This window comes from Paracoccus sp. MC1862 (assembly GCF_016617715.1).
Classification (GTDB): domain Bacteria; phylum Pseudomonadota; class Alphaproteobacteria; order Rhodobacterales; family Rhodobacteraceae; genus Paracoccus.
In genome coordinates, this window is record NZ_CP067225.1 from 2482832 (window position 1) to 2499773 (window position 16942).

Annotated in this window: 16 protein-coding genes; 4 read left to right on the forward strand and 12 right to left on the reverse strand. The window is 67.8% G+C overall.

What is annotated here, in order from left to right; genetic code table 11:
* Positions 1-44: 44 nt before the first annotated feature.
* From JGR78_RS12275 to JGR78_RS12305, 7 genes are read right to left on the reverse strand one after another with little or no spacing between them, the layout of a single operon-like run.
* A complete protein-coding gene (locus tag JGR78_RS12275; RefSeq protein ID WP_220495396.1) occupies positions 45-977 on the reverse strand; it encodes an FAD:protein FMN transferase in 933 nt (310 codons plus the stop codon).
* The gene (locus JGR78_RS12280) at positions 964-1500 is read right to left on the reverse strand and encodes a nitrous oxide reductase accessory protein NosL (RefSeq protein ID WP_182804762.1); all 537 of its coding nucleotides are present in this window, start codon (positions 1498-1500) and stop codon (positions 964-966) included. Before JGR78_RS12280 ends, JGR78_RS12275 begins: the two co-directional genes overlap by 14 nt.
* The gene (locus JGR78_RS12285) at positions 1500-2375 is read right to left on the reverse strand and encodes an ABC transporter permease subunit (protein WP_234450740.1); all 876 of its coding nucleotides are present in this window, start codon (positions 2373-2375) and stop codon (positions 1500-1502) included. Before JGR78_RS12285 ends, JGR78_RS12280 begins: the two co-directional genes overlap by 1 nt.
* Positions 2372-3244 (reverse strand): ABC transporter ATP-binding protein, encoded by an 873-nt coding sequence (locus JGR78_RS12290; RefSeq protein WP_182792733.1) that lies wholly within the window; start codon positions 3242-3244, stop codon positions 2372-2374. Before JGR78_RS12290 ends, JGR78_RS12285 begins: the two co-directional genes overlap by 4 nt.
* Complete coding sequence (locus JGR78_RS12295) at positions 3241-4581, reverse strand: nitrous oxide reductase family maturation protein NosD (RefSeq protein WP_182792732.1); 1341 nt, start codon at positions 4579-4581, stop codon at positions 3241-3243. The genes JGR78_RS12290 and JGR78_RS12295 overlap by 4 nt, the downstream gene beginning before the upstream one ends.
* A complete protein-coding gene (nosZ, locus tag JGR78_RS12300; RefSeq protein WP_182792731.1) occupies positions 4578-6527 on the reverse strand; it encodes a TAT-dependent nitrous-oxide reductase in 1950 nt (649 codons plus the stop codon). The genes JGR78_RS12295 and nosZ overlap by 4 nt, the downstream gene beginning before the upstream one ends.
* A gap of 1 nt (position 6528) precedes the next feature.
* Positions 6529-8877, reverse strand: coding sequence for a NosR/NirI family protein (locus JGR78_RS12305; protein WP_200559318.1), 2349 nt, complete (start codon positions 8875-8877; stop codon positions 6529-6531).
* A gap of 252 nt (positions 8878-9129) precedes the next feature.
* Between JGR78_RS12305 and JGR78_RS12310 the strand changes: the two genes are divergently transcribed.
* From JGR78_RS12310 to JGR78_RS12320, 3 genes are read left to right on the forward strand one after another with little or no spacing between them, the layout of a single operon-like run.
* Positions 9130-9426 (forward strand): hypothetical protein, encoded by a 297-nt coding sequence (locus JGR78_RS12310; protein WP_200559319.1) that lies wholly within the window; start codon positions 9130-9132, stop codon positions 9424-9426.
* Positions 9427-9439: 13 nt separating this feature from the next.
* Complete coding sequence (locus JGR78_RS12315) at positions 9440-9640, forward strand: hypothetical protein (RefSeq protein WP_182804760.1); 201 nt, start codon at positions 9440-9442, stop codon at positions 9638-9640.
* Between the two features lie 23 nt (positions 9641-9663).
* Positions 9664-9945: a hypothetical protein gene (locus tag JGR78_RS12320; RefSeq protein ID WP_182792728.1), complete on the forward strand. Its 282-nt coding sequence runs from the start codon at positions 9664-9666 to the stop codon at positions 9943-9945.
* Positions 9946-10183: 238 nt separating this feature from the next.
* On the opposite strand, the gene JGR78_RS12325 is transcribed toward JGR78_RS12320, so the two are convergent.
* The 5 genes from JGR78_RS12325 to JGR78_RS12345 are packed head-to-tail and all read right to left on the reverse strand — an operon-like array spanning position 10184 to position 15686.
* Positions 10184-11794, reverse strand: coding sequence for an FGGY-family carbohydrate kinase (locus tag JGR78_RS12325; RefSeq protein WP_182804758.1), 1611 nt, complete (start codon positions 11792-11794; stop codon positions 10184-10186).
* Positions 11795-11805: 11 nt separating this feature from the next.
* Positions 11806-12534 (reverse strand): SDR family oxidoreductase, encoded by a 729-nt coding sequence (locus JGR78_RS12330; RefSeq protein WP_182792726.1) that lies wholly within the window; start codon positions 12532-12534, stop codon positions 11806-11808.
* A gap of 12 nt (positions 12535-12546) precedes the next feature.
* Positions 12547-13788: a sugar ABC transporter permease gene (locus JGR78_RS12335; protein ID WP_182792725.1), complete on the reverse strand. Its 1242-nt coding sequence runs from the start codon at positions 13786-13788 to the stop codon at positions 12547-12549.
* A 1-nt stretch (position 13789) separates the two neighbouring features.
* On the reverse strand, positions 13790-14581 hold the full coding sequence (locus JGR78_RS12340) for an ATP-binding cassette domain-containing protein (RefSeq protein WP_182792724.1): 792 nt from the start codon (positions 14579-14581) through the stop codon (positions 13790-13792).
* Positions 14582-14636: 55 nt separating this feature from the next.
* Positions 14637-15686: a sugar ABC transporter substrate-binding protein gene (locus JGR78_RS12345; protein ID WP_182792723.1), complete on the reverse strand. Its 1050-nt coding sequence runs from the start codon at positions 15684-15686 to the stop codon at positions 14637-14639.
* Positions 15687-15857: 171 nt separating this feature from the next.
* Here JGR78_RS12345 and JGR78_RS12350 point away from each other — a divergent pair, with 171 nt between their 5' ends.
* Positions 15858-16868 (forward strand): LacI family DNA-binding transcriptional regulator, encoded by a 1011-nt coding sequence (locus JGR78_RS12350; RefSeq protein ID WP_182792722.1) that lies wholly within the window; start codon positions 15858-15860, stop codon positions 16866-16868.
* The last annotated feature ends 74 nt before the right edge of the window (positions 16869-16942 follow it).

Sequence of the window (16942 nt, forward strand, 5' to 3'; positions counted from 1 at the left end):
CATCCTCCCTGATGCGCCCCGCGGGTTCTGCCCGGCATGATCCGCTATCCGCCGAAGCGGCTTTCGCGGCCCTGCGCGTCCAGCGCGCGGACCTGAATGCCCGGCAGCCCGGCCAGCGCGCCGCGGATCGCGGGCGCGGGGGCAAGCGACAGCCCGGTGGACAGCGCATCGGCCAGCCCCGCCTGCGGCGCGATGACCGCGATGCGGCGCCATTCGGCGCGGGGGGCGCCCGTGCCGGGGTCGATCAGATGCGGCAGACGGCCTTCAGCGTCGAAGCTGTAGCCCGCGGCCTCGGTCACGGCGAGGGCGCGGTCGGCAAGCTCGACCTCGCCGCCGCCCGACAGGCCCACGCGCCACGGATCATGGGCGCTGCGCCCGCCGATGGCGCTGATCTCGCCCATGTTGACCAGCGTGTGCCGCGCGCCTTCGGCCCGCAGCATCGCGGCGATGCGGTCCGAGATGAAGCCCTGTGCGATCCCGTTCAGCGTCAGTTCGGTCCCGCGCGGCATGGCGATGCGGTCTTCGCTGACATGAACGCGGTCGAAGCTGATCAGGGCACGCGCAGTCGCCACCTCGGTCGCATCCGCGCCGGTGGCATAGGCCCGCCACAGCGGTTGCACGGTCGGGTCAAATCGGCCCTGCGTCGCGGCATGGACCTGCCGCGCCAGCAGCAGCGCCTCGACCAGTTCGGGGCTGGGCGCGGCCAGGGCGCCCGTGCGGTTCAGCCGCGACAGTTCCGAATCCGCACGGTAGAGCGTGAAGATCCCCTCCAGCCGCCGCAATTCGGATTCGACCCGTCGCAGGATCGCCCCCGCCTGTTCGGGATCGGGATGGTTCAGGATCAGCGTGGCTTCCGCCCCCATCGCCTGACCGCGCCAAGTGACCGGCTGCGGCGCGGCATGGCCCGGCCCCGCAGCCAGCACCGCCCCCATCGCAGCGGCGATGGTGATGAAGCGGCGGCGGTCAATGCATGGCATGTTCGTGATCCTCGGGGTCCACCGCCATCTCGTCGCCGCCGCCCAGCACCTGTTCCGGCGTCAGGTCGGCGAAAGCCAGAACCGTGCCGCCCTTTTCGGCGGCGAAGGCGTCGGCGGCCTCGCGGGTGGAAAAGGGCACGATCTCGGACCCGCCCATGCCGCCCCGCGCGTTCGAGCCATGGACATAGAAGGCTTGCCGCGCCTCGACCCAGTTGTCCGCGCCCGGATCGTCCCAGTTGTCCGCGCGGGCCATGTCCGAGACATAGACGGCGGCATAATCCTTGGGTTCGTCGGGCATCATGGTGAAGGCCAGCGTGTCGCGGGCCGACGAGAACCAGAAGGGGTCATGCCCCTCAGTCAGCACCACCTGCCCCTTGGGTCCGTCATGCTCGATCAGGTTCATCCCGCAATAGCGGCCGATGGCCTCGGCCGTCAGCGTGGCCGGCGGGGCCGAGGCCACTGTCTCCTCGCGGCAGCCGGCCAGCGACAAGGCCAGAAGCGCGGCAAGCAGGATCGGTTTCATCACAGGTTCCTTCGCGAAAAGACGGCCATGGCGAGGGCCAGCGGGGCCGCGCACCACAGCACCAGCGCGCCGATCAGGACGCCCGGTGTCAGGGCAGAGTTGTCGAAGACCCCGCCCATGCCCGACAGCATCGCGGACGAGCCCTCGCCCAGCGTCAGCAGCCGGTAGGCGTCGGTCGGGTTCATCACCAACGCCAGATCCATGATCCAGCCGGGGATGGCATGGCCGCCCTGCGCGACAAGGATCGCCAGCAGCGCCATGTCGTAGATCGCCACGAACAGAAGCCACAAGCCGATGGAGATCCCGGCGGCGGTGGAACTTTCCTGCACCGAGGCCGAGGCCAGCAGCCCCAGCGACAGGAACACCGCCCCCAGCAGGATCGAGGCCCCCGTCATGCTGGCGAAAGCCTGCCAGCCCTCGGACCCGTGCTGCCAGACGACGAAAGCGGCGGCGAAGCTGAAGCCGATGATGGTGGCGAAACCCATGATGCCGAGCTGGCCCAGGAACTTGCCCGCGATCACCTGCCAGCGCGACAGCGGATGGCTGAGCAGCAGCAGCAGCGTGCCGCCCTCGGCCTCGCGCGTGATGGCGTTGTGCGAGATCAGCAGCGCGATCAGGGGCACGAGGAAGATGGTCAGGCTCGCCAGCCCCACCACCACGACATCCAGCGCCCCGGTCGAGGTCGATCCCGTGGGCGCCGATCCCAGCGCCGCGATGGCCGACGCCAGCGCCGCCAGCAGGACGGTGGTGGAAACGACCCAGCGGTTCCGCATCCCCTCAGCCAATTCGCGGCGGGCGATGGTCAGGACGGGGGACGAGGGCATGGCGGGGCGGGTCGCGGTGGGCATGGCGATGGATGTGGTCTCGGTGGTCATGCGGCCTCCCGGCGCAGGAAATGCGCGTAGATGTCGTCAAGGCTGGGGTCTTCCAGCGTGATGTCGCGGGCGCCCGCGTCCAGCGCGGCGCGCAGGGCGGCGGGTTTCTCGGCCTCGGACAGTTCGACCTGCCACTGGTCGCCGATGCGGGCCGCGCCTGCAGGCGCCCCCTCGGCCCGGAAGCGCAGGAGAGAAGGCAGCCCGGCCAGCCGGCGCAGTTCCTCCATGGTGCCGTCGGCGATCAGATGGCCCCGGTTCATCACCAGAACGCGGGCGGCCTGATCTTCCAGTTCCGTCAGCGCGTGCGAGGATAGAAGCACCGTCGTCCCTTCGCGGGCGAGGTCGGCCACGATCCCGTAAAGCTCGCGCCGCAGCGCGGGGTCGAGGCCCGAGGTCGGCTCGTCCAGCAGCAGCAGCCGCGGGTGGCCGAGGATCGCCTGCGCCAATCCCAGCCGCTGCCGCATCCCCTTGGAATAGCCGCGCACCGGGCGGTTGGCAGCATCGGCCAGACCCACGCGGGCGAACAGCGCGTCATGGCCGCGCGCGGGCAGGCCCTTGAGGCGGGCGTAGAAGCCCAGCGTCTCGCGCGCGGTGAAGCTGGGGTGGAACTGGACGCTTTCGGGCAGGTAGCCCAGCGCGCTGCGGGCATGACGGCCATGCGCGGGATCGGCGCCCAGCACCTGCAGCAGCCCGCCATCGGGGCGCACCAGTCCCAGCATCATCTTGATCTGCGTGGTCTTGCCCGCGCCGTTATGGCCGACGAGCGCCACGACCTCGCCCGGCGACAGCCGGTAGGTCAGGTCATGGACCACCTCGCGCCCGCCATAGGACTTGCGGACGCCGTCGAGGATCACCGTCGCATCGCTCATGGCAGCGGCCTTTCGGAATTCGGGAACATCAGGGGGTTGCTGTCGGTGACACCGCCCGGCAGCACGGCGGGAAAGCGGCTCTGGGCAAAGCGGATGATCTGCACGGCGGGGCTGGTCATCAGCATCCGTGCCTGTGGGGCCGTCCACATCACCTTGTCCACCATGTCGTTCGGCCGATAGACTGAATCCGCCAGCCCGTCCCCGTTCAGGTCGAAGCCCGAATTGTCGGACCAGTAGTTGCCGATCCCGCCCTCGGACCATTCGAGGTTCCGGCTGCCCACGTATTTCACCTGCACCCGGTTATCCACGAAGTCGTTGCGGGACATCCGGTTGCCCTCGGCCCCGGCGGTGAAGTGGATGCCGGTGCCGCAGCCCTCGAAGCGGTTGCCGGTGAAGACGTTCTGGTTGGCGTTGTAGATGAAGACGCATTTCGTGGGCGCGATGAACTCGCTGCCCTGAAGATCCTCGGGCTCGGGCACGTCCGCGTCGCGGGTCAGGCCCAGGTCGCGCCAGCGCGTGGGGTCGGCGGGAAAGCCCTTGACCGTGTTGCCGGTCAGTTGCGAACGGTTGGCGGTGTTGAACAGGAAGCCGTAGTCGCGGTCGTTTTCGGAACTGTTGTTCAGGACCTTCAGCCGGTCCGAGAACATGATGGCGTAGCCCATGCCGTTGTTGACCGAAACGTTGCCGCTGATCTCGCTGTTGTTGGTGAACATGTAGTGGACGGCAAAGCGCACGCCCTCGAAGTAATTGTCGCGGAAGACGTTCTGCTTCGAGGCGTTCGAGAAGATGCCGTCGCGGCCACGGGTGATGTGGTTGCGCTCGACCACCGCGCCCGGCGCGTTCCAGACGGTCACGCCGTTCCCCAGTTCCTGCTGCCGTCCGCTGCGCCCCACGATGGTGTTGCCGCGCACGATGGAATCGCGCGAGCCGTGGATGCGGACGCCGTGCAGGTTGTCTTCCAGCCGGTTGCCCTCGACCAGCGCGCGGCGCGAGGAGCGGGCCAGGAACACGCCCGAGTCCATCTCGTTCATGTCGTCGCCCGACCGGGTGATGGTCAGGCCGCTGACGGTGACGTCCTCGGCCGTGACCTCGATCGCATGGCCCTGACCCTGCCCGTCCACCACTGCGCCCGGTTCGCCCCGCAGCGCCAGCGGCTTGTCGATGAGAAGGGGGCCGGTCCACCGGCCCGCCTTCAGGATGATCTCGTCCCCTGCCTCGGCGCCCGCAAGCGCGGCGGCCAGTTCGGCATCCGACGCAGGTTTCCAGATGGCGGCGGAAAGCGGCGCGGCCGAAAGGGCCGCGACGCCAAGCGCCAGGAGGGAACGCAGGATGGTCATGCCGCCCGCGGCTCCACCAGCATGCGGCCCTTCATCTCCATGTGCATCGCATGGCAGAACCACGAGCAGTAATACCAGTAGACGCCGGGCCGGTCGGCCTTGAACGTCACCGAAGCCGTGGCCTGGGGCGCAACTTCCATGTTGATGCCGTAGTTGATGATCGAGAAGCCGTGGGTCAGGTCCTCGACGTCATCGACGTTGGTGACGAAGACCGTCACCTCGTCGCCCTGCTGGACGGTGAAGCTGTCCAGCCCGAAGGTCGGCGCGGTCGAGGTCATGTAGACGCGCACCTTGGTCGGGTCGGCGGCGTCGCGGATCACCTCGCTGTCCGAGGTCAGGTCGATGCCGTCGGCCTCGGCCTGCTTCACCGCGTCGGCGAAGAACGGGTCGGCACGGTCCCACAGGTGGACGGGGTTGATCTTCGACGCATGGACGATCGTCGCGTCATGGGGTTCGGCGAAGGTCGGGTTGTCGTGAACGATCACCATCTCGTCGCCCGAGATGTCGATCAGCTGGTCGCATTCCGGCTTCAGCGGACCCACGTTCAGGAAGCGGTCCTTCGAGAACTTGTTCAGCGAGATCAGCCACTTGCCATCTGCTTCCTTGGTCTGGCCCATCGAGGTGTGGTTGTGGCCCGGCTGGTAGTGGACGTCCAGCTTCTGCCGGATGGGGTCCACCTGCTCGCCGTTATACGCCCGGATCGCGTCCTCGATGTTCCACTTGCAGATCTGGCTGTCGATGAACAGTGTCGTATAGGCGTTGCCGCGCCCGTCATAGGCGGTGTGCAGCGGGCCGAGGCCCAGTTCCGGTTCCGCCACCACAGTGTCGCGCGGCTGGATAGTGCCGGCGAACAGGTCGTCAAAGCGGCGCACGTCGAACACCGTGACGGTCGGCGCGAGCTTGCCGTTCGCCACGATGTGGATGCCGTCCGGCGCGGTGTTGATGCCGTGCGGGCCGTTCGCCACGGGGATGTAGCGGGTCAGCTTGTTGTTCTCGCCCCGCCCGTCCAGCACGCGCACGCCGTTCAGCACCTGGCCCTCGCCCGCCGCCACCGCGGCCTCGATCGCGCCGAGATTGAATACGGTCAGCCAGTCCTGATCGGTTTCCATCATCTCGGGCAGGGTGACGCCCTTTTCCGAGTTGTAGCAGGTCGCGAAGGCATATTTGCCCTGGTAGTCGGCGTCCACGTTGTCGAGGTTGCCGTCCACGATGATCTGCCAGGCGACTTCCATCGTGTCGCCGTCAATGGCCGAGAAGATCGAGTGATACTGCGACGGATCGTCCAGCGCGGTGCCGTCGTTCGGCAGCGGAACGCCATCCTCGCCATTGGCGAAGACATAGCCGGTGCGCGGGTATTTCTGCACGCGCAGCCCGTGGACGGTGTGCTGGTTCGGGATCTCGATGATCTTGTCGGTCTTCATCACATCCAGACGGATGCGGGCGACGCGGGTGTTGGCCTTGTCGTTGATGAAGACATAGCGCCCGTCATAGGTCCCGTCGGTGAAGGACGGGTGCGGATGGTGGGCGTCGCCGTTCATGAAGATGCCGCCCTTGTCGGCGAGGAACTCGCGCGTCTGGGGCGTCATGCCTTCGGTCAGGACCTTCAGCGATTCGTTGGTCTGGCCCCAGCCCGTCGCGCTTTCGCGGTTGAAGACCGGGATGCGGATCAGTTCGCGCATCGAGGGGGCGCCGACGACGCGGATCTCGCCCGAATGGCCGCCGGACAGGAAGACGTAGTATTCGTCAAGCTCGCCCGGCCCGACATGATAGGGCTGGTTGCCGGTCGCGCCCTGCGCGGCCGCCTGAGTGGCGACGCCGCCCGCGACCAGCGCCGCGCCTGCGCCCAGCATGGCGCGGGGGGCTACGGTGCCGGCGCCTGCAGCCAAGGCCATGGTGCTGCCCAGCAGCTGGCGGCGGTTCAGACCCGTTCTGGTTTCTTCGGTCATCTCAAGCTCCTTGAGGGTTTGACGTGGTGGATGCCGCAGCCTGCTCGGCCAAGCGTTTCTGCGCCCGGAAGGCCGGAGGCTCCTTGCCGGCAGGACCGGGGGTGGTGACTGTCGCGACGGGGGTGCCGCCGATGGCGCCGGTTGCGGGCTTCAGCGCGGGCTGGGCGCCCCCGAGGTCGGGCATCTTCGGGCCGCCGCTGCGGGCGATCTTTTCGCGCCGCGCCTTGACGGTCATCATGTGCGGGCAGCGTGTGTCGTCGTGGTAAAGCACCTGGCAATGCATGCAGTAGATGCATTCGTTGACGTTGATGTTGCCTTCGGGGTGGATCGCCTGCACCGGGCATTCCTTGGCGCAGCGGTGGCAGGGCGATCCGCATTCCGGCCAGCGCTTGAGCCATTCCAACATCCGCATCCGGCCGGGGATCGCCAGCGCCGCGCCAAGGGGGCACATGTAGCGGCAATAAAAGCGTTCGATGAACAGCCCCGGCAACAGGCAGGCCAGCGCGAACGCGATGAACCACCATTCCCGCATGAAATTCAGGATGATCGCGGTCTTGAACGGTTCGACCTCGGAATAGACCTCGGCGCGCGCCAAGGAATACAGCGACAGGCCGAACAGTCCGAGGAAGATCATGTATTTCAGCGGCCACATGCGTTCGTGCAGCGCCCATGGCACGGTGAACTGCGGCACGCGCAGCTTGCGGGCGACGGTGTTCGACAGTTCCTGCAGCGCGCCGAAGGGACACAGCCAGCCGCAGAAAGGCCCCCGGCCCCAGAACAGCAGCCCCGCCGCCACCGCGATCCACAGGATGAAGACCAAGGGCGCGGTCAGGAAATATTCCCACGAGAAGCCGCCCGACAGCAGCGAGTTGAAGAAGGTCAGCACGTTCACGACGGACAGTTGCGCGTTGACCAGCCAGCCCAGCCAGACCAGCGTGAACAGCAGGTAGGCGCGGCGGACCCAGGTGAACAGCACCGGGCGGCGCACCAGCAGGTCCTGGAAGAAGAAGATCAGCGTCAGCACGCCCAGCGCCACGGAGGCGATGGCCACGTTCAGCCGGTTCATGTCCCAGATCGTCTTCCACAGCGCCGGGCCGTCATCCTCGGGCATCGGCTCGCCGACCGTGGTGGCCGCGACGGCGGTCGTGGCGGCAGGCACCGGTTCGGGCGCGGGCAGCATGTAGCTTTCCGGCAGGTTGTAGCCGAGATTGAAGGACAGCGTGGCGGTGTCGCGTCCTTCCGTCGCGCGATGAACCAGCAGTTGCAGCTCGAAAGGCTCGGTCACGTCGAACTCGGCGCCCTCTGGGACGACGAACAGCGCGATCTCGCGCAGGCGGGGCGCCCCCTGCGCCGCCAGCGTAGGCAGGCGCGTGTGGTTGCGGTCCTGAAAGCGCAGGCCCTGGCCGTCCTGCAGCAGCTCGACCCGGTCGAAGACGCCGCCCCGGACATAGCCCGAGCCCTTCCACGAATAGGCCCCGTCGCCCGCCACCAGAAGCGCTGCCTGTCCCGGCTCAAGCCGCTGGGCCAGCCGGTCGTATCCCTGCTGGCCCAGCAGGCTGACCCCGATCGAGGGCACCGACACCGGCGCCACGTAAAGCTGGATGAATGTATCTTCGGGATTCTGCGTCTCGGGCCGCCCGGCGGCCAGCGGCTCGCTGGCCTCTGCGAAGGCCGCGCTGACCTCGCCCACGGTCATCACCAGCGAACGCACGCTGCCGTCGCCCACCAGCGTTTCCCAGTCCGCCGCAGCGGTTGCGGCGGGATCAAGCTCGCGCTGCACCTCGGGGGCAAGTTCCGCCGGGGCCACGCCGCCCAGCCGCCCGGAACGGATCAGCCGCACCGCGGACCGCACCACGCTGTCGCCCATCACCAGCACGGTGACGGTCGCGCCCGAGACGATGTCCACCTGCGGCGGACGCGCCTCTCCGGCGGCGACGCGACCCAGATCGGCGCCGATCAGCCCATTGATGGCTTCCAGCACCCGCGCCTCGGGGATGCCGATCAGGACGATCGGCTCGTGATGCTCGATCATGCTGAGGCCGCGGACCACGCCCTCGGGGTCGATGCCGACGAGAATGTGGATCGGCTTGCCCGAATAGCCGGTCGAGGGGGTGAAATCGGACGCGAGATAAGCGTAGCCCAGCGTCTCGGCCCCGCGCATCACCGGCACGATGGCGGGTTCGCCCTGGGGCGGGCCGTAGCTCTCCGCCCCCGCGAACAGGTCGGCCGCCGGGGTCTTCGCCAGCGCCTCGTCCAGCGTCAGCGCCTGGGCGGCCGAGGCGAAGCCCAGCCCGGCCATTGCAAGGATCACGGCGCGAATCAGGACCAGAAGGACAGCAGGAAAGGGCATTGCAGGCTCCGGCCAAGGGCTTGGCTTGGGCAAACGTCTGGGCTTTTCAGCCCGGCAGGACGTTGCGCTGGGTCAAAGTCCGGGCCGGAAGGCCCGCTTTCTTGCCCGGCCATCCTGCGAAGACCGCGCCTAGGTTGCAATACCGAAGGTTGCCACTGCGGGCCTTGCAGGGTTTTCCGGGAACATCGCCCGCCCCCATCCGTTGAGACACGGACCGCCGCGACGATGCGGCCCGACGGAAAGGAAAAGCCGATGGCAAACGCAAGCAGCAAGAAATTCGGGGCAGGCCAACAGGACCAGGGCAAGGGCGACGGCTCGGGCGGCTTGAACCCGGTCGAACCGGATACCCCGCTGCCGACCGAGGTGCTGTCGAACCGCGACACCTCGCGTCATTCCGAGCAGCGCGGGCTCGATTCCCGCCACGTCAAGAACGAGCAGGGGCACGAGCATGTGGGCGCGCAGGACCCCGATGACATCGACAGCGAAAAGCTGGCCGACGAGCGTCCCGAGGGGCGCGAGCAGCCTACGGACCGTGGCACCGCCCGATAAGGGAGACCAGCAGATGAGCAGCAACAAGCATCCCAAGACCACCGAGCCCTCTGACGCCGACCTCAAGCGCGATCCGGGCATCGGCAGTTCCAAGGGCGCCACCGGCGCGGACCGCGATCTTGAGGGCGAGAACACCTTTGAGGGCGACGTGATGAACGACACCACCCCCGAGGGCGGCATCGACCCAGACCAGCGGGGACGCGAGAACAAATAGCCGTCAACCGAAAGGAGACCGCGATGAGCGCCGACAAGACCCAGCAAGGCGACAAGACCCACCAGCAGCAGCGCCAGATCATCGAAGGGCGCGTGGACACCAGCAATGCGGACAAGGACTTCGATCCGCGGCCTTACCTGAACGCCTCGAAGGAGGTGCGCGACCGCATCACCGAGACCGACCTGCCCCGCGACCCGACGCCTCTGGCGAGCGATGACGGCGATCCGGCGGTGCGGGGCGAGAACCAGGAACGCCACAACAAGCGCGGCGGACACCCCGAGGATCAGGAGCAGGAGAACGGCTGACCCCGGCGGGCGATCCTTCCCATCTGCGCGTGGCCCGCGTCAGGCGGCATGATCCGCCCGGTTGGCGGCTTCGGGCTGATCGTGAATGCCTGCTGCCTGCCGCACCCAAACTGTGGCAGGGTTCAGATCATCTGAATGACACTGCCACGTCCGCGCCCATCAAGGCGACAGATTCCCAGACCACGACCGCAGTGCAGCCTGATGGCCGCAAGGCGGACATGAATGCTGGATACCGGCCTTATGCCCTGCCAGCGCGGCTGTCGCGCAGCGCCGATTGCAGCGCGCGGAAGCTGCGGTAGCGGGCATCGTGCAGGGTCGCGGCTTCCGCATCGGGGCGGTATTCTTCCGCAGGCCGTGACATGGCCGCCATCGCCTCGGGCACCGTCGCGAAATGACCGGCGGCCACCGCGCCGATGATGGCCGAGCCCAGCAGCACCGGCTCGGGCGCCATGCTGGACAGAACCGGCTTGCCCGAGCCGTCCGCGAGCAACTGGCGCACGAGGTCCAACTGACCCGCTCCCCCCGAGATGACGATGCGGTCCACCGAGGCCCCGGCCTTGTCCTGCGTTTCGATGATCTGGCGCAGCCCATAGGCGATGCCGCAGAGGCCTGCGACGTAAAGCGCAATCATGCTGTCCAAGTCCCGCTCCATCCCCAGCCCGGCGATGATCGCGCGGGCATGGGGGTCGGCGAAGGGGGCGCGGTTGCCGAGGAACTCGGGCACGACATGCAGCCCCTCGGCCAGCGTCACCGCGGCGGAAAGGTCGCCTGCCTTGCGGGCAGCCTGTTCGGCCAGCCAGACCGGCAGCGGCTGGCCTGCGGCATTGGCCTCGGCGGCGGCCTGAGGCGCGGCCGGGTGGAAGGCGAGAAGCTGCTCGATCGCGGCGCCGGCGGCGGACTGGCCGCCCTCGTTCAGCCACATCCCCGGGACCATCGCCTGATAGTAAGGTCCCCAGACGCCCGGGACGAAGACTGGCTCGCGCGTCGTCGTCATGGTGCAGGACGACGTGCCGAAGACATAGGCGAGGTTGCTTTCCGGGCGGCCCTGCATCCCCACGGTCCCGATTCCGCCTGCATGGGCGTCGATCAGCCCCGCGCCGACTGGAATCCCCGCCCGCAGGCCCAGATCGGCCGCCGCTGCCTCGGTCAGCCCCGATCCCAGCGGGGTGCCGGGCGCGACGATCCTCTGGCCGATGCGGGCGAAGTTGTCGTCCGCCAGATCCTCCAGCCCGATGCTGCGGAAATAGTCCGGGTCCCAGCGGTCCTCATGGGCAAGATAGGTCCATTTGCAGGTGACGGTGCAGCTTGACCGCGCAAGGTCACCCGTCGCCCGCCAGCCAAGGTAATCGGCAAGGTCGAAGAACTGCCATGCCTGTGCGTAGCTCTCGGGCAGGTTCTCGCGCAGCCACAGCAGCTTCGGCGTCTCCATCTCGGGCGAGATCACGTCGCCGACATAGCGCAGGACCGGATGGCCCAGGGCGTTGATCCGCTCGGACTGACCCACGGCGCGGTGGTCCATCCAGACGATGATGTTGCGCGCCGCGTCGCCCGAGGCGCTGACGGTCAGCGGACGCCCGCCCTCGCCCAAGACGACCAGCGAGCAGGTCGCGTCGAAGCCGATGCCCGCGACCTGCGCCGGGTCGATCCCCGCCACCACCTCGCGGGTCGCGGCGCAGACGGCGGCCCAGATGTCCTCGCTCGACTGCTCGGCGATGTCGGCGCCATCTCGCCACATCCTGATGTCACGTTTCGCGCTGGCGACCATCTGGCCTGTGGCGTCGAACAGCCCGGCGCGGGCGCTGCCGGTGCCGACATCGACGCCAAGGAAGAACGGTCCGTCGCTTGTCATGGCGTCCCTCGTCACAGATCGACGCTGTTGGGCAGGATCACGAGGTCGCGGATCACCACGCCCCGCGGCCGCGTCAGCATGAACAGCACCGCGTCGGCCACCTCCTTCGGCTGCATCAGTGAACCGTTGGCCAGCGCCTCCTCCATCTTGGCCTTGGGCCAGTCGTCCAGCAGCGCCGTGACGACGGGCCCAGGCAGCACCGCGCCCATGCGGACGCCGTGCGGCGCCACTTGCCGACGGGTCGCGTGCAGGAAGGCCTGCACCGCGAATTTCGATGCGGTGTAGATCGGCTCCCACACCACCGGCACGACGCCGGCGACGGACGAGGTGAAGATCACGTCGCCGGTCTTTCGCTCGATCATGCCGGGCAGGACCGCGCGGACGCTGCGGAAGGCCGCGTTGATGTTGAGGTTCAGCATCCGGTCCCAGGCGTCCGGGTCGCCCTCGGCTGCGGGGCCGCCGATATAGGCGCCGGCATTGGCGTGGAAGATGTCCACGGGGCCGGCCAGTTCCTCGATCCCTGTGGCGATCCTGTCCACCTGCGGGCCATCCAGCAAGTCCACGACCAGCGGATGCGCCTTGGGTCCGAGTTCACGGCACAGCGCCTCGAGCCGATCGGCGGCGCGGTCGATCAGCACGACCTCGGCGCCTTCGGCCAGCATGGTGCGGGCGCATTCCAGTCCGATCCCGGACGCGGCGCCGGTAACGGCCGCGACCTTGCCTGACAGTTGCTCAGCCATGGTATGTCCTTCTCAAGCGCGGCCGTGGCTCGCGCGCGACTGCCGCGCCAGCGAATCGACGATCACCGCAATGGCCAGGACCGCGCCGGTGATCATATAGCGCAGTGACGAACTGAGGTTCAGCAGCGTCAGCCCGTTCGAGATCGACTGGATCACGATGATCCCCAGCAGCGCCGACCAGGCCGAGCCGCGCCCTCCGAACAGAGACGTCCCCCCGATCACCGCCGCCGCGATGGCGTTGAGATTCACGTCCCCCGTCCCCGCCTGCTGGCTGGACGACGCAAGCCGCGAGGCCGCGAGGATGCCCCCCAGCGCCGCCAGAGTGGAACACAGCATGAAGGCCGAGATTCGGATGCGGTTCACGTTAATGCCCGACCGCCGCGCGGCCTCGCGGTTGCCGCCGACCGCGAACATGGCGCGGCCCCATTTCGTGCGCGTCAGGGCATAGTTCATGATGACGACCAGCAGCACGAACAGCCCGAACATCCACGGGATGCCCCGGCCCTGGTTCAGGTAATAAACGGCCCCCAGCAGGATCACCGTCAGGATGCCCGCCTGCGCCAGCAGGACTGACAGGCCGCCGGGGTTGGACAGGTTGACCGCCCGCCGGCGCCGCATCCGGTCGAGGCCCAGCCACAGGATCACCGCCCCCGGCACCACCGCCAGCAGATAGCTGAACCATGCGGGCATGACGTGGATCTGGCCGAAGCGCACCAGCGGCGAGGCGTAAGGAAGGTTGATCGAGCCGGTCGAGCCCAGCAGGTAAAGCTGCAGGCCCAGCATCGCCAGCAGCCCCGAGAGGGTCGACACGAAGCTGGGCATCCCGAAGCGGTTCAACAGCGTCGCATAGACGAAGCCCATGAAGGCGCCCGAGGCCAGCGCCACAAGGATCGCCAGCGCCACCGGCAGCCCCATCTTGACCCAGATGACGCCGAGGATGGCGGATGCCAGTCCGCTCATCGACCCCACGGACAGGTCGATCTCGCCCAGCATCAGCACGCAGACGACCCCCAGCGAGATGCAGCCCACTGCCGCCGCGTCGAACAAGAGGTTCGCGAGGTTGTTGGGCGCCAGAAACACCGGGTTCAGCGACCAGAAGACGGTGCCGATCAGGATCAGGCCGAGGATGACCGGCAGCATCCCCAGGTCGCCCGACCGCACCCGGTCGATAAAGCCCCGGACGGCGCCGCTGATCCCTTCGTCATGGCGGACACGGCTGTCGGATCGGTCCAGCGCGGCTTGTGGCTCGGTCATGTCAGGCCCCCGTTTCTTCGAGCTTACGCGCCTGCCGGCGCGAGACGGCGTTCTCGGTGGCCCCCGTGATGGCCGAGACCAGCTCGGCATTCGAGGACTCGGCCGTGAAGATGCCGTTGTTGCGGCCCAGCCGCAGGACGACGATGCGGTCGGCGACGGCGCGCACGTCCTCCATGTTGTGGGAAATCAGGATGACGCCGAGGCCGCGGTCGCGGACCCGCTCGATCAGGTTCAGCACCTCGGCGGTCTGCGCCACGCCCAGTGCAGCGGTCGGCTCGTCCAGCATGATGACCTTGGGGTCCAGCAGAAGCGAGCGCGCAATGGCGACGGTCTGGCGCTGGCCGCCCGACAGCGAGGCCACAGGCTCGCGGACCGAAGGGATGCGGGCGGCAAGCTCGCGCAGCAGGGTCCAGGCGCGGACCTCCATCTGCACCTCGTCCAGCCGCCATGGGGAAATCTCGTGGCCGAGGAACAGGTTGGAGACGACATCCAGGTTCTCGCACAAGGACAGGTCCTGAAAGACGGTGGCGATGCCCATTTCCAGCGCCTTTCCGGGGCTGTCCAGCGTCACGGGCTTTCCCATGAACTCGACCGTGCCGGCAGTCGGCTGGTGGACGCCCGCCAGCACCTTGACCAGCGTGGACTTGCCCGCGCCGTTGTCGCCGACCAGGGCCACGACCTCGCCCGCGTGAATGTCCAGTTCGATGTCGGCCAGCGCCTGCACGGCGCCGAACTGCTTGGACACGCCGCGCAGCTTCAGGATCGGTTCGGCGGATCGGGGGCTTTCGGCCATCTGCGGTTCCTTCCCTTGAAGGACGCGCGCCGCCGGGGCGCGCGCCTTTGTCATCTTACTGCAGGATGCCCAGTTCGCGGCAGGGATCGGCATATTCGGCGGTGCAGACTTCCTCGGGGGTCTGGATGCCCTTGTCGAAGATCTCGGCCTTGATGTTCTCGCGCGTGACCACCGCCGGGACGAACAACTCGGACGGGGTGTCGTAGAGCGTGGTCTTCGCCTCGGGCGTCTCTCCCTTCAGGAAGGTCGCGACGATATTGGCGGCGGCCTCGGCCACGATTTCCGAAGGCTTCGAGATGGTGTTGTACTGGTCGCCCGCGATGATCAGTTGCAGCGCCGCGATGGTGGCGTCGTTGCCGGTCACGGGCGGCAGCGGATCGACGCCCGCGGCCTTCAGCGCGGCGATGGCGCCACCTGCGGTGCCGTCGTTGGCGGCGACGATCCCCTTGATGTCGGCGCCAAAGCGGTTGATCTGACCTGCGGTGAATTCCTGTGCCCTGGGCGGCGCCCAGTCGGGCGTGTCGTATTCCGCCAGCGTCTGATAGCCCGAGGCATCCAGCGCCGCGTCGATCCCGTCGCGGATCAGCCCCGCCGCCGCATCGGTGGGCGAGCCGTTGATCTGCAGCACGCCCGCGCCCTCCGGCACGCCCTGGGCCTTCATGTGATCGACCAGCGACTGCGCGATGGCCTGGCCGATGCCCTTGTTGTCGAAGGAGACGTAGTAGTCGGCCGGCACGTCCGGGATCGGGCGGTCATAGGCGATGATCTTCACGCCCTGCGATTGCGCCATCTGTACAAGGCCTGCCGCGGCCGCCGAGTCCACCGGATCGAGAACGACGATCTTCGCGCCCTGGGTGACGACCGAGTTGAACTGCTGCTGCTGCAGCGACACGTCCGCGTTGGCGTTCTGGTAGATCACCGTGCAGTCGGGGCAGAGTTCCTTCATCGCGGCCTGAAAGCCGGGAAAGTCGTGTTCCTCGTAGCGGGTGGATGCCTGATCGGGCATCAGAAAGGCGACCGTCGCGGCTTCCTGCGCCATCGCCGCACCGCCCAAAAGCGCCGCCGCGACAACCGGGGCGGCTGCAAGCGAAAGTTTCGACATCATGATCCGTCTCCTCCACATGTCAGGCGCCGCCTGTCCGTGATGCAGGCCGATGTTCGTGCGCCACCGATACAGCATCCCTGCTCAATCGATGTAGCTAAATTGCGTCACCCTGCTATCCTGTCAAGATTCCTCTAAGGGCAGGTTCACTGCCTCACCTCATCTGGCGGGGACATGGCCGACGACAATGAGACCACCGCCAGGCGGCCCACGATCTACGACATCGCGCGGATCGCGGGGACCAGCGCCAGCGCCGTCAGCTCGGTCCTGAACGGGACCTGGAAGAAGCGCCGCATCAGCGCCCGTCTGGCCGAGCGGATCAGCCGCATCGCCGCCGAACAGGGCTATGCCGTCAACCTGCAGGCCAGTCTGCTGCGCCGGGACCGCTCGCGCATCATCGGCATGATCATCCCGAAATACGACAACCGCTATTTCGGCGCGATCGCCGAACAGTTCGAGACGATGGCGCGGGAACGCGGCCTTTTTCCCGTCATCACCTGCACCCGGCGCGAGCCTGAGCTTGAGATCGAGGCCGCCCGCGCCATGATGTCCTATCAGGCCGAATGGCTGGTGGTGACCGGTGCGACCGAACCCGACCGGATCGCCGAGCTTTGCGGCCCCACGGGCCTGCGGGCGATCAACCTTGACTTGCCGGGAACGCGCGCGCCCTCGGTGGTGTCCGACAACTTCACCGGGGCGCTGGACCTGACCCGGGCAATCCTGGCGCGGCTGCGGGCGGATTCCGGGGCGCAGGCGCCGCTTTATTTCGTCGGCGGTCGGGCGCAGGACAACAACACGCGCGAACGCCTGCGCGGCTTCATGGCCGCCCATGACGAGGCAAACCTGCGGGTGCCCGCCGGACACTGCCTGATGCGCGGCTATTCCGCCGACAAGACCCTTGCCGCGATGAACGAACTGCGGATCCCCGACGGCAGCGGCGTTTTCGTCAACTCGACCATCGCGCTGGAAGGCGTGGTCCGCTGGCTGCACGGGCAGCCGGCCATGCCGCTGCTGCGCTTCGGCTGCTTCGACTGGGACCCTTTCGCGGCCTTCCTGCCGCAGAACGTGGGCATGATGCAGCAGGACGTGGGCGCCATGCTGTCCAGGGTCTTCGACCTGATCGAGTCCCCGCCGGAAGGCGCCCCCCGGATCGAGATCCCCTGCCGCTTCCGCGCAAGGGCCTGAAGCGTGGCGCGGAGGGGAACCTTGCCCTCGGCCCTGACCGTTGACAGAAAACCGTCACGATCAATGCCTATCAG